This is a genomic window from Vibrio coralliilyticus, from assembly GCF_024449095.1.
GTDB classification, from domain to species: Bacteria; Pseudomonadota; Gammaproteobacteria; order Enterobacterales; family Vibrionaceae; genus Vibrio; species Vibrio coralliilyticus_A.
The window spans coordinates 2068187-2082501 of sequence record NZ_CP024627.1; the positions used below are offsets into that span (position 1 = coordinate 2068187).

General features: G+C 46.2%; 8 protein-coding genes. 2 read left to right on the plus strand and 6 right to left on the minus strand.

What is annotated here, in order from left to right:
* Positions 1 to 2: 2 nt before the first annotated feature.
* Genes CTT30_RS09660 through CTT30_RS09675 form a run of 4 tightly spaced genes read right to left on the minus strand, consistent with a single transcriptional unit; the run spans position 3 to position 4898 of the window.
* On the minus strand, positions 3 to 1286 hold the full coding sequence (locus CTT30_RS09660; protein WP_252034948.1) for an ABC transporter permease: 1284 nt from the start codon (positions 1284 to 1286) through the stop codon (positions 3 to 5).
* 3 nt (positions 1287 to 1289) lie between these two features.
* On the minus strand, positions 1290 to 2504 hold the full coding sequence (locus CTT30_RS09665) for an ABC transporter permease (protein WP_252034950.1): 1215 nt from the start codon (positions 2502 to 2504) through the stop codon (positions 1290 to 1292).
* The gene (locus CTT30_RS09670; RefSeq protein ID WP_252034952.1) at positions 2501 to 3772 is read right to left on the minus strand and encodes a TolC family protein; all 1272 of its coding nucleotides are present in this window, start codon (positions 3770 to 3772) and stop codon (positions 2501 to 2503) included. Before CTT30_RS09670 ends, CTT30_RS09665 begins: the two co-directional genes overlap by 4 nt.
* Complete coding sequence (locus CTT30_RS09675) at positions 3765 to 4898, minus strand: efflux RND transporter periplasmic adaptor subunit (RefSeq protein WP_239876272.1); 1134 nt, start codon at positions 4896 to 4898, stop codon at positions 3765 to 3767. The genes CTT30_RS09670 and CTT30_RS09675 overlap by 8 nt, the downstream gene beginning before the upstream one ends.
* A gap of 485 nt (positions 4899 to 5383) precedes the next feature.
* On the opposite strand from CTT30_RS09675, the gene CTT30_RS09680 reads away from it, so the two are divergent.
* A complete protein-coding gene (locus CTT30_RS09680; protein ID WP_252034954.1) occupies positions 5384 to 7387 on the plus strand; it encodes a M4 family metallopeptidase in 2004 nt (667 codons plus the stop codon).
* 66 nt (positions 7388 to 7453) lie between these two features.
* On the opposite strand, the gene CTT30_RS09685 is transcribed toward CTT30_RS09680, so the two are convergent.
* Complete coding sequence (locus tag CTT30_RS09685; protein WP_252034956.1) at positions 7454 to 9268, minus strand: ricin-type beta-trefoil lectin domain protein; 1815 nt, start codon at positions 9266 to 9268, stop codon at positions 7454 to 7456.
* A 284-nt stretch (positions 9269 to 9552) separates the two neighbouring features.
* Positions 9553 to 11718 (minus strand): S9 family peptidase, encoded by a 2166-nt coding sequence (locus tag CTT30_RS09690; protein ID WP_252034958.1) that lies wholly within the window; start codon positions 11716 to 11718, stop codon positions 9553 to 9555.
* Between the two features lie 569 nt (positions 11719 to 12287).
* Here CTT30_RS09690 and CTT30_RS09695 point away from each other — a divergent pair.
* Positions 12288 to 14246, plus strand: a complete 1959-nt coding sequence (locus CTT30_RS09695) for a chitin-binding protein (protein WP_252034960.1) — start codon at positions 12288 to 12290, stop codon at positions 14244 to 14246.
* The last annotated feature ends 69 nt before the right edge of the window (positions 14247 to 14315 follow it).

Consider the following 14315-nt stretch of genomic DNA (forward strand, 5'->3'; position numbering starts at 1 on the left):
CATCATTCACTTTGTAACGCCTCCATAGGTGTCACCTTAGCGGCACCATTCGCTGGCAACCACGCTGATGCCACACCGATGACAACCAGAGTCGCAATCACAATTGCCACCACAACCCAAGAGAGCTCTGGGACAGGTTTACCCAAACGTTCATAAAAAACATTGCCTTCTAGACTGACAGAACCAATCGCCGATACCAATGTGTAAGTGACTGCAAGCCCGAGAGCGCCACCCATCACCATCGTCATGAGTGACTGAACCAGATAGTGGAGCCGAATCGCCGTCGGTGTCGCTCCAACAGCCATTCGCACACCAATATCTCGCGTTGAACGTTTCACGGTAGCGTACATGACATTAGCAATACCGACTCCCGCTACCGCGAGTGTGACAAAACCAATGATGCCAAGAAAGCTCTGTAAGCCAACCAGAAACTGCTGCATGCTTTTTTGCTTCAAGAACATATCTTCTACTTGAACAATCTGCTGATCAGTAACACTGGCACCATGCTTGCGCGCAATTACTTGACGAATCGTATCCGCTAACTTAACTCGATCGACACCGCTTCTGGGTTGAACATTAATACCAGCTATATCACCACTAGTATGAAAGCGCTGCCACGTGGAGAGCGGGACAAAGCTGGAGTAATTAATGGGATCACCCTGCTCAATATCGGCACTGTTTTTTTCCAGTACTCCAACCACTGTAAATTCTTCACTGCCGATTTTGACCTTTTCCCCAACCGGATTGACTTTCAGTGTTACAGTCGCAAACCAGTTAAAGTCATCTTCTGGGTTAAACAAATCAGCAGCTAACAGGTAGCCAAGTACAACAACTTTACGTTGTTCTTTTTGATCAAGCGGGTTGAGCCATCGCCCCCCCGAAAGCGGAGCAAGGTTGGTCATAGCTCGAAAGTCAGTGGTGACTGCAAGTGGCTCTCGCCATGTACCGCGATCGCCAACCGTGATGCGTTCATCCCATAGTGCCGTCGGCGCTACAGCTTTGACTTCCGGCAACGCGCTGACGACATCGGCATCATCGACTTTTAGCGTCAGCGGCTTACCCTGATGGAACACACCATAATCTACGGTTGCCATCCCACCTGTCAGGTAGATCAAATTGCCATTGCCATTTTGCGCGGTTTTCAGCACTCCCTGGCGAATGCCCTCTCCCACAGCTAACATGGCCGCAATACATAAGGTAGCCCAAGCAACTGCCAATATTGTCAGCCCTAACCTCAGCTTTTCTGCTGCCATTTCCTGAAAAATCTGTCTCATTGGTAGCAACATTGTTTAAGCCCTCGCACTCAGCGCTAACACCGGCGTCAGTCTCGAAGCTCGTCTTGCAGGGAAGTAAGACGCCATTAACGCTAATACCACGGTGACCAGTAATGAAAGTGCAATCGAATCAGGTGTAATCACTGGCGAACCAATCCACTCTGGTAACGCTACAGTGCTCAGTAGTGCCACCAGCGCAAACGAGATCATTAACCCAATGGCCGCTCCAACCGCGACGAGTATCAACCCTTCAACAATAAACTGGCCGAGTATTGACGCCTGTGTTGCCCCTATCGCCAATCGCACACCGATTTCTCGGGTTCGTTCAGTGACCGAAAGGAACATAATATTCGCCACACCAAGTGCCCCCACCGCCATGGTCATTGCACCGCTGGCTCCCAGAAATATTTGAATCCCGCGAAGAATGCCGCTGATCACAGCCGCTCCCTCACTAAAGTCAGGCAAACGCACCGCATCTTTATCACTTGGGTCAAAGTGGAGCTGCTTAGCGTAAAAGCGAACAATACTCTCTCGGAACGAGGCAGAGTCCATACCATCAATCGGTTTTATTAACAACATCCAAGGTTTATCGTTCCATAGATCGCGATAGGTGGTTTGCGGGATGAAAACTCTGCGGCTATCACCAAAAGAAATACCGGTGTCTTCGTCGCTGAGTACACCAATAACCAAGAAAGGAATGCCATTAACTTTGACCTCCTCACCTATCCCGATACCACCCATTTTGGCAATCTGATCGCCCAGCACTGCAACGCGAGTGTGGCTCGCAATGTCACTCGGTGAAATATTTCGAGAACCTACTTGGAGCTGGCTCTCGGCCAAATGGAAATAAGAAGGGTCAATCCCACTCACTGCTCGGGCTACGCTTTGTCCTTTACTATTTGTAATGCTGGCATCCCATTTGGCATAAACCGCAGCGATATCTTTGACGAACCCTGATTGTTTAATCATCTCGACTTTGTCTTGTGGGATCTCGATTTCACGACGTGATGCTAATCCTTGCCAAAGCTTACTGGTTTGAGATGGGAAAACCACCTGCACGTTATTCACCATAAATGAGAATGACTGACTTTGATGACGGTAGAATCCTTCCCCAAGTGCAATCAGCACCACCACAGAGATAACACCCCAAGCGATGGCTATGATCGCCAGCATACTCTTCATTCTGTGTGCTATTAGCGTCTGCCAAGTTTGCTGAAGCAGATTGCTCATGAATGGAAAGCCTGAGAAATTAAGGTCATGGTATTGTCGTCAAGCTTGCCAGCCGTTTGCAGCAAACCAACTCGTTGACGCCAGTAGTTATAAAGGTTGTTTTGCAAACTGTTCTTCGCATCAAACAGGTTGTTATGAGCATCAATCACTTCCGATGCTTCCAGAAGTCCAGCATCGTAGAGCTTCTCCTTACTGCTCAAAACTTTAGCACGAGACTCGACCACCTCATTGGCCATTAGGACCTGATTCCAATTGATGTCGACCTGAGTAAACTGCTGGACAATGCGTTTCTGAATATCAATTTCAACCCTGCGCAAGTCCTGTTTAGCACTCAATATATTCAGAGACGCTTCATCTACCTTAGCGCGCGTCGCACCGTTTAGATCAATCGGCACACTCAAGGTGAGCCCGGCATTAAACTCTCCGTTAGAATATTTGTCATCATCACTGTAGCCGAGATTACCCTTTACCGTTGGGTAATAGCCGCCTTTGGCTGATTGGCGTGCAAACTCGCTGGCTTTGACCTTTTGCGCGGCTACTAACAGCTCTGGGCTACTGTCTTTCGCCAACTTAAGCCATTGTTCTTGGGACTCAACCAACATCGGAGGCTGAATCAGGTTGTCGGTGCGAATTTGGTCAACACGCTTAGGCATCTGATTGATGAGTGCCCCAAGCTCGGCTCTTTTCTCTTCCAACTGAGCCTGTGCACTGAGAATACCGGCTTTATCTGTCACTAGAGTGGCACGAATTTCCTCCACATCAATCGACTTGACTTTACCCGCCTGATAACGTTTTTCGATAATCTTCAGTAGCTTATTACCTTCCTCCAGCTTGCTTTTTGCCAGTTGAAGATCGCCTTGAGCACTGGCGACATCAAGATAAGTCGCCAATAGCTTCTGGGCTAATTCATTGTGAGCCTGAGATAGCTCCAGCTCCGTTCTAAGATAATTTGCTTGTGCTTCATCTAAATCTGACCAAAGGCTGCTGTCCCATATTGTTTGGGATAACGTTGCACCGTAAGTATTAGTATTGTCACTGTCTTCATTCCAATTCGCTGATGCGGTCCCACTTAAAGATGGCAACAACGAGCTACGACTAGAGGCAACACCTGTTTCACCAATCTGGACGCCAATCTTGGCTTTTTCGTAATCGGGATCACTTTGTTTTGCTTGCTTCCAAGCTTGTTCGATAGAAATGGCGTAGCTGGGGAAACTCAAGGTTGCAGCCAGCAATACGCATCCAAAATATGAGAGATGATGTTTAGCCATGAGCAGCTCCCATCATACTGTTATCGATAATGTCTTCACCGAGCTCAACACCTTCTAATACTTCAACATTGATTCCGTCCGACAGACCAAGCTTGACCTTTTGCTTATGGAAACCCTGCTCTGAACTATCAGGGATCAGCACATTTGGCGTATCCCCTTCAAATTGCAGTGCACGCTCTGGCAAAGTCAGCACGTTTTCCGATTTCTTGAGCGTGATTTGTGCCGTGGAAGAAAACCCCGAACGTAATGTAACGTCTTGTGGAATTTTTAGTTCACCAACTTCCACTTCAAAACCATTATCGAAGCTCTTTATTGTCGATGTATCTTCAGGTGAATTGAGGTTCTCCGATTGAATCGCTACCTTGGTTAAAACCCCTTCTATCTGTACATCAGGGTATGGCGCGACCGTCAGCAGAACTGGCATACCCGGTGTTAATTGCGCTGCGTCGTGCTCACTCACGCTGCCTTTGAAAATCAGGCTGTTCATGTCTGCGAGAGACATCATTTCTGTCGCAGCCTGACTCGATTCAGTCGAAATGATCGGTTCGCCCACTTCCACTTTCCGGTTCAACACTGTGCCATCAATCGGCGCATAAATGGTCGAAGTCAGACGCGCATCACCAATGGATGCCTCACCGCTTTGAATTAGCTCAAGGTTTTGGCGTTTTTGCAGCACTGCAGCTTGTGCTGATTTAACTTCCGAACGCGCGCTAACGTAATCGTCGTAGTTGCTTGGAATAATGTCTTGCTTAACTAAGCTCTCTAAGTTCGCCAGTTTTTGCTTAGCCGATTCAAGGGTGGCTTCACTGCTCATCAGCTCTGTAGAGGCATCGGTCAATGCTTGTGGCGTAGGGTTCGGGCGCACTTTAATAAGCGCCTGCCCTTGTTTAACCTTTTCTCCCACTTGCGCATAAATCTCTCCGACAATACCGTCGATTTGAGATTTAATGGAGACTGAATGCGCTGGAACAATTTTACCTACCGCTACGGCTTCTTTCTCAATCGTTCCTTTCTCCACCACCAAGGTGGGCAAGCTCTCAGGTTGAGACGAGGATTGCAGATAAAAATACGCGCTGCCACCGAGCAATGCGATGCTCGCAGCAGACAAGAGCCAACGTTTCGCCATGCTTTACTTCCAATGAGATTGATATGTAGCCATCTGACTACCCTAAGATTATTAAGTTCCGAAAATCATACAGCACACTTGTGTAATGAATACAGTCACAGATTGTATGAGTTTGTAGGCCTGTTTAGACAATGAAAAAGACTTAACTAATACACCTAAGCTGGCCCACCGGACAGTAAATTAATCTAAATTTATTCTAACAAGTTATGAATGGCTCTTTGCTGCCGGTTTAGGCGCTGGCTAACTTTAGGCATCTCACAACGAACCACACCATCATGCCTGGTCAGGCGCGACCATAAAGCACCAAACATGAAATGGAAAAAGCCACTTTTCGACTCAGCCTCTCATTTATTAGAGAGGTGTTGAAATGTTTTGCACCCAAGCATCATATAAAACCATTTGCACTTATGATTTCCACATCATATCTCTAATCTACACACGCAATTTTTCCCCAATCAATTGAAAAATAACTACAAAGGTGAAGTATGCGTAACGTTAATTTACTTATGCTGTTTCCGATGGCTTTCGCTTCTCAAGCTGCCAACGTTGTTGACTACTCTCAAGTTGACCTTTCCCAAGTCCTTAATCCGCCGACAACACGGGCATTTTCAGCACCTAATCAGCCGCTGGCTTATCAGGACGCAAGTCGTGTTAAAGCTGGCCCACAGACACTGCTTCGCAAGCAACAGTTACACTATGGTGTCCCGGTTTACGGCCAGTCTTTAGTCGCTCAAGTTTCCGCCCAAGGTACAGTGACACCTGTTGACGGAAAAGTCTTAACAGGCATTGATGCCGATATTGGCTCTACCTTACCTATGCTCAACGCAAAGCAAGCAATAGAACTGGCAAAAGGCAATAGCCAAGGCTTTGCTTCTCAAGCGATTCGCGACCCTAATGCTGAACTAATGATCTGGCAAGATGAGCAACAGATCGCTCGTTTGGTCTACAAAGTCGACTTTATTCAGATGAATGGTATGGGACCTTCAAGGCCAATTACTCTAGTCGATGCTAAGTCCGGTGACGTGCTTGATCGGTGGGAAGGGATTACTTTTATTGAAGCCGAAGGACCAGGTGGTAACCGCAAAAGTGGTCGCTACTACTTCGGCCCTAAAACGCAATACGGCGGATTTGAAGTTAACCAGTATTGCCAAATGGACAGCCCAAATGTCGTCACACTCAATATGAACAACCAGCAATACGGCGGGCAAGTTCATCAGTTTGACTGTAACGTAAATAACTACCGCAGCGTGAATGGGGCCTATGCTCCAATGAATGACGCACACTATTTTGGTCAACGCGTTTTCGATATGTACATGGATTGGTTAAACACCCGACCTATTCAGCAGAAGCTAACCATGCGCGTTCACTATGGCTCTAACTATGGCAATGCATTCTGGGATGGTCGCCAGATGACCTTTGGTGATGGTAACCAGTCAATGTATCCACTGGCCACGTGGGATGTGATTGCGCATGAAGTCAGCCACGGCTTTACAGAGCAGAACTCTGGTCTGGAATACCGTGGTATGTCAGGTGGGATGAATGAGTCCTTCTCTGATGTTGCTGCGGCGGCACTCAGCCAGTACGTTCACGGCAGCTTCAACTGGAAAATGGGCGAGCATGTCATGAAGTACTCTGACGCTATGCGTTACTTCATTCAGCCAAGCAAAGATGGCGTCTCCATTGACCATATCAACCAGTATTACAATGGTATCGACGTCCACCACAGCTCCGGTGTGTTCAACAAGGCATTTTACCATCTCGCGACCAGCTCAAACTGGGACATCAAAAAAGCGTTCATCGCCTATGCTACCGCTAACCAACTTTACTGGCGACCAAACTCAGATTTTCAACAGGGCGCTGAAGGTGTTTGTAAAGCGGCTCACGAACTGGGATACGACACTTCCGCGGTGAGCAACGCGTTCGCTCAGGTGGGTATTCAGGTGACACAGTGCGCTTCTGGACAGCCAGATCCTGAGCCGACACCTAACCCCGATATCGTAAGCTTACAAATCAATACACCAAGTGCGATTGAATCAGCGGGTAATGACGAACAACACTTTGTGTTGAAGAATGCACCAGCTGAGGATATCTGGGTACAAACCTATAACGGCTATGGCAATGTTGATATGTATGTCGCGATCAATCGTCCTGCTTCACTGTCGGATCATGATTGTGCTTCCACCAACCGCGATAACAACGAATACTGTGGTTTCAGCGGTGTAGGTGATGCCGATGTTTATGTGATGGTCACAGGTGCGCGTAGCTCCTCAGATGCTTATGTTGGCGTTAGTGCCTATCTCGAAGAACCGACACCAGAACCACAGGACTTGTGTGCTAATCTGGAAGAGTGGTCTCCTTATTACTATTACCCACAAGGAACCGAGGTGCAGTCCTACGGAAACCGCTTTATCGCAACCCAAACTAACTGGGGAGCCGATCCTTACAGTTACTACTGGTACTGGTCATTTGAAGGCAGCTGCCTGCAATAATCGGTTCAAAAAAGAGCCCGCACGCGGGCTCTTTAATAAGGAGAGCATTGTTATTGTTTTAGTGATTTATTTCCAAGACCACTGACTGCCATTGACGTCAGCTTGGACCAACCAACTGTTGGAATTCCATTTTAACGCGTTATCTAGGCTATTTTTAAGCTGGCCATTTTCCACTCGCCACGTCTGATTCGGGCGCTGGCTACAAGTTTCCATAGTGATACTTGACCCTTGCTGATCCAGACATAGACCAGGTGCTACCTTGCTGATCATCTTACCTTCAGTCGTTAGTTGCCAAAGTTGGTTGTCACCGCTGTGACAACTCCAGCCGTATACTCGAGCTCCCGGAGTGGCAGAACTTCCTTCAACGTCCAGACACTGGCTACCTTGAGTAGCAATTTGTTTCCATTGCTCTGCTGGTTTTTCATCGCCTGAAGCCGCACTAAACAAAGCTGAAACAACAGAAGTCATAGGTTGAGTATAACGAGACGCTTTAGGCGCTCTATCTTGCCAGCTCTGTGGAACTGACTGAGTCACATCCCATTCTCCACTGCCATCGTAGTAGGACTTCGCTACCGCTTCAGGGGTTGGTGTCCAAAGGAAATCAGGGTGACGATTCTGATACCACTCGCCTCCGATCACATTGCCCTGCGCATCCAATTCCAAATCGTAGTAATACGTTACTCGCGATACGCCATCAAGCTTTGGCTTGTCGTAGTTTCGATGAGTTGGATTCGTCTCTACCATATAATCAACAACCATCTGTACACCAACAACTGAGACTGCACGTGATGCACGATACTGGGTGAACTTATCTTTTTTGTAGTCCGCCATCGCAATGGTCACATCGGCTGGATTGCCTGATGAACGATTAGTCTCTGGGTTAAAGTACTTAACCTGATAGCCAAGGATCGGCTGGTTCCAGACTTGGTAATCATATGTCGCATCCATAATCATACTACGACCCGTAATACCGATCTGGTTGAGTACAGATAAGTGCCAACTTGCTGGGTTGTTGTCCACACAGTCAGGTTCGATAACACGACCATTTTCGTCTTTTTCAGGGTTCTGAATATTACAGCGACCACCAATAAAACGTGTATTGAACGGCGCTTCAGCCCAAAGCAGTGTGCCTAGAGCTTTAACGTCTGACGGATAGAACTTAAGCATCTCTCCATTGGCATCAGGTACTGTAATCGACTTTTCAGGACGAGGAAGCATGTAAGCCGCCGCAGCCCAGCCATGGCAAAGTCCCATCCAACGCTCTACTTTACCCTGAGATTCATAGTAACCTTTACCCGAGTCCCACGAACGCTTAGTCAGCGTGAAGTTTTTATCCCCGACCAATAAGTCATACTTCTCTGCCGGAGAAAGTAAGTGGCGCTGCTCGCTCGAGTAGCTATCCAACGGTTTGATGGTATGTGAAAAATCGTAGTATTCCTGCCAGTCTGACGCGTAAAGTTCACGGTCAGAATAACGCCACGCGGCTGCACCGGAGTACAAAGGCCAGTAGGTATCAGACCATGGCTGAACGTCCAAATACTTTGAATCTGGTGCCGCACTATCTAATTCAACCAGATTGCGAATCAGTGCGTTACCCACATCAACCAGACGCGCTGGGTTATCGTTGTTCAGGTTTGCTGAGAATCGAGGAGCAATGACTGGCTCTGCTCTTTCCATAACTGTTTCACGCATTTGATCTCTGAAGCGCTCAAGCTCTTCAGCACTCATGGTTTGATATTCGTCTCCTTCTTTCTCTGGTAACGCATCCATGACTTTTTGCGGATTGGCGTGAAACGCCGTCATAAATGCATCTATGCGTGCATTGTCCGCAACAGCGGTCAAAGGCACCGAGATAGACAACAAGGTGATGATTTTTTTCATTATAAAGCTCTACGTTGTTAGTTTTTATATAAACCAGAGTGATAATTCAGCTCTGGACGGCACGTAGAGTGGTGATCTTTGTTCCGCAAATCAATCGCAAAAAGTGAACAAACATTAGAATCGTGAATGGTTACTACAAAAATCAAGCTGGGTACTTCAGGGTTTATCTAGAGCGATTTCTATTTATATATGAAAAGGTTATTTTAAATACCCTATTTTTGTTAAGTTTATTTAGTCTATAAAAATGCCCGCACAGGCGGGCATATCAGTGACTTGGTTAACTTTTACTCTTCGCTGAGCAAATCTAAGAAAAAGGCATATTCAAGCGCGTTATCTCGCAAGCGTTTAAAACGACCTGAGGCACCACCATGCCCCGCCTCCATGTCTGTTTTAAATAGCAGCACATTATCGTCCGTTTTCAAATCACGTAATTTCGCGACCCACTTCATCGGTTCGAAATACTGAACTTGAGAATCATGCAAGCCTGTTGTCACTAACATGTTCGGATAACTCTGCGCTTTGACATTATCGTACGGTGAGTAACTCAACATGTACTCATAGTATGTCTTATCATTCGGATTACCCCATTCGTCGTATTCATTGGTTGTCAGAGGAATGGACTCATCCAGCATGGTTGTGACTACATCCACAAACGGGACATGAGCACCAATGCCTCGATACAGCTCTGGTGCTTGATTTATAACGGCTCCCATTAACAAACCACCCGCAGATCCACCAACGGCGAACACTTTATCTTTGGCCCCATAACCAGCTTCCGTTAAGCCTTTAGTAACATCAATAAAGTCATTAAACGTATTCTGTTTGGTCAGTTTTTTACCCGCTTCATACCAAGGTCTTCCCAACATTTCTGAACCACGGATATGTGCAATTGCATAGACGAAGCCACGATCCAGCAGGCTCAAGCGTGCTGAGCGGAAAGTAGGATCAATGGTGTGGCCGTAAGAGCCATAGCCGTATTGATAAATAGGATTCGTACCGTCTTTCTTGAACTTATCCTTGCGGTAAACCAGTGACACCGGCACTTGCTGTCCATCTCGAGCGGTGATCATAATACGTTCAGATTGGTAGTTATCAGCATCAAAATCACCAAGTACTGGTGTTTGCTTCATGATTTCAGATTCACCTGACTTTAGATCGAAATCGTAATACGTCCCCGGCGTCGTCAGGCTACTGTAGTAAATACGAACCTTTGAGTTATCGAGCTCTCGGTTGCCAGTCATGTAAGCCGCAAATGCTGTGTCGTTAAAGGTTAATGGAAACTCCTTGCCCGTCGAAAGCTGACGCACCTTAACCGTGGTTAAGCCGTCTTTACGCTGCTCATAAACTAAATGGTCCTCAAACAGCGTAAAATCGACCAGTTGAGTTTTATCATCCGCGGCAATCACGTCCTGCCATTTCGACCTATCATGCATCTGGTCCTTATGTACTTTCATTAAACGAAAGTTCACAGCCTGATAGTTGGTGTAGATAAAATACCAGTCGTTAAGTTTCGCGATGCTATATTGGATGCCTTCCTCTCTCGGGTAGAAAGGTTCAGCCTTAGCATGGGGATCATTAGCGTCAATAACAGAGACACCACTTGTCTCCGTACTTGAATGGAAGATGTAAACTTGTTCGCCGTCTTTACTCTTGCCTAAAGACATGTAATACGCGCTGTCATCTTCTTGGTAAATCAGCTCATCACTGCTTTGTGGCGTTCCTAACACATGACGATAGACCTGATAGCCCAGTAAGGTTTGAGGATCTTTCTTGATGTAATAAAAAGCTTGGTTGTCATTTTGCCAAGCGACACCACTCGACGCTCCTTCTATTTTATCTTTGAGGTATTCGCCTGTGGTAATATCCTTGACTCTAATGGTGTAAATTCGGCGGCTTAGGGTATCTTCACCGTACGCCAGCAAATTCTCATTTGGACTAACGTACAAGCCACCCGTACTGAAAAATTCGTGCTCTTTCGCCAGCTCATTGACGTCTAAGATAACGGTCTTATCCGTCCCTGAAAAATCTTTGGCGCGCTGGTAGATAGGGTACTCATTGTCGCCAGAGACTTCGTTCGAATAGAAATAGCTCCCTTCTCTTACAGGAACTGAACTGTCATCTTTTGCAATACGCCCTTTGATCTCTTGGAATAGTTTTTCCTGTAGCGGTTCAGTATGCTTTAACACCGCATCCGTGTATTGATTTTCTTTTTCTAAATGCGCCAAGATCTCAGGATCTTTTCTTTCATCATCACGCATCCAGTAGTAGTTATCTATGCGGCGATCACCATGATTGTTAAGGACATAAGGTTGCTTTTGGGCTACTGGAGCCGGAACTTGCTGAGCCGCGAGTTCTATTTGGGATGGTTGAGCCACAGTTTGAACTCCTTGAGAGCTGCATCCAGCAATAAGCGCCACAGATACAGCTAATGTAGTTAGGGGAAAACGCATCTATCGATCCTTAAAACAGCAGAATCAATGAATCATTACTATCTTAACACTCAGTAAAAATCCACTAATGTTTATACTTAACAGCCAGTTACGCTATCAAACATGCATTCACCGTTCAAATAATATAAACCCATACCATGTCGAAAGTAAGTAACCACTGACAAGGAAAGAGATCGTGAAGATAAGCAACAGACGTATGATTTGGAAGTTTGTCATGACGACTCTAAGACTTCATGGAGTCAAGTGTCGATACAAAAAGCTTAATCTGATACGGCCTTTATAAAAACAGAAGAATAAATTGAATCTTGGATTAACCACAAATATAAAAAATAGAATTATATATCAGATAGTTGAAACAACAAAACTATCAGAGCCAGCCTTAATAATCATTTCAAATAATGAACAAATAAAAATTAATAACTATTAATGATCATTCTGAACCATTTACCTTCTCCTCGCCATATAGTCAAAAAAGCAACTGGATGCATAGGGGCAATTTTACCCCACCAGCAAGGCACGCTGAAGACAAAACTAATAAACGTTGACAATAAGAAGGCGAGTAGAAAGCGATGAAACTAAACAAGTTAGCATTGGGAATGGCATTTTTAACAGGCAGCGCATGGGGAGCGACAGATACTACACACTGCAATCCGCTGACTAGCGACTCATGTGGGTTACCATGGCCAAGTAATCAGGCTTTTACAAAGAAGGATAGTCAGTCTGACACAGGCCTGCGCCTAAACATAAAGAACGCAATCTTTTCTAACAACTTCATTCACGAGTTACCAAAAAGTTTTACCCCTGAAGACATCATCAATGGCAAAAATGGATTCTCCGTCGCAGCGCCAGTGCTGTTCGAATTCCACCAGCCATTTGATCCATCAAGTTTACCAAGTGATGGCGGAGATAGCGTTCAGGTTTTTGATTACAGCCTTGATGAGAGGGTACCGGTTGCACCATTGTCCAGCAAACCTGCAGAGGTTAAAGCCGATAGTAGCCACATAATGTCAGTCTACCCAAGAGCCCGGTTTAACTACGGTAATACACATATCGCGGTGGTCACTAATGCATTGAAAAGCGACAAGGGCCATGACTTTCGTCCCTCTAACGGTGTCACACAAGCTTTAAGCCAGGATGGTTCCGAGCTCTCCAATTTCTATGAGCCTTACATTCAATACCTCGAATCTAAGGGGATCACAAGAGAAGAGATTGTATCGCTCACCGTCTTTACAACCGTGACAAAAGAAGAAGCAACCAAGCAATTTGCGCCATTAAAAGAGAAGGTGCTTAAGGCCACACCAAAAGTCGAGTTCGACTGGGATAACTCCGGCTATGTACACGACAGCAATGAAGTGGTTTACTCACTCAAAGGTCGCATGCAGGCCATGGACTTTAGAGACAAACAAACAGGCCGCATCACCAATAAGCCAAGTAATGTGTGGTTAGACTTTACCATTTTATTCCCTAAAGAGTCGCTATCTCATTCAACCCCTGTTGTCATATACGCCCACGGTTTGAATGGCGACCAGTCTGATGCCAAATCCGTTGCAGCACCAGCTCTTGAAGATGGTCATGCAGTGATCGCCATTGACTGGGTATGGCACGGTTCGCGAGCAGAAGATGATTCTGATCACGTGGGCTCAATCATGAAACCGGATAATGCCGCTAGCCTACCAGGTGGTGCCGTTCAGAGTAACCTAGATATGCACACCCTTCTCAACGCCATTAATACCTCACTGCAGGAGTTGGACTTCTTACCTTCTCCTGATGGCGTGCCTGACCTTGATAAAAGTAAGATCACTTTCCTTGGCACATCACTCGGCACCATTTTAGGCCATGGCTTCCTCTCCACGACGGCCGGTCAAGGGCTAAACGGTGGCTTCCTACAAGTACCGGGGACGAACTTTGGCCGTATTCTAACTAATTCCGTCACCTACACATCAGATTCTGTATCATGGCAAGGCATTGTTCCAAAGTCTGCAACCGGATCCGAAGCGTCGCTATTCTGGTCAATCATGCAAACTGAGTTTGAGATAGGTGAAGGAGTCAGTTACCTAGACGAAAAAGTCACTCCTATTGGCATGCTATATGGCCTGAAAGACAGTTTTGTCCCTCCCTATACTGGAGAAGCTATCGCGGAATTGGCTAACCTACCACTGCTCGAAGAGGTGCTTGAACCACGAGATTTTCTTGAAACTGCGCCAGACTATCGCTCCGGCAATGGCGCTCTGCAGCTGAATGGCGATCACTTAGTGTTCATTACTAAACCCGAAGCGACAGAGACTTATAAACACTGGTTATTATCTGTGACAAATACCAATCCACTGCCTCGTTATGATTATGTTTTTCCTAAAAGCTTAGAAAGCTATCAAGCTGGTACTCAGGTGCTTCAAGAAAAGAATGGCAACATATATCAATGCCTGGATGGTCAAGCCAGTGGTTACTGCAAGCAGTGGTCTGAATCTTCCAATCAGTATGAACCAGGTGTCGGACTGTACTGGGAGATGGCGTGGAAACTGGTTCCTTAGTTCAAGCTGAACATTAAACAAGGCTGGAGGATCCCCCCCTCCAGCTTTTCTTTTGAAAACATGTGACTG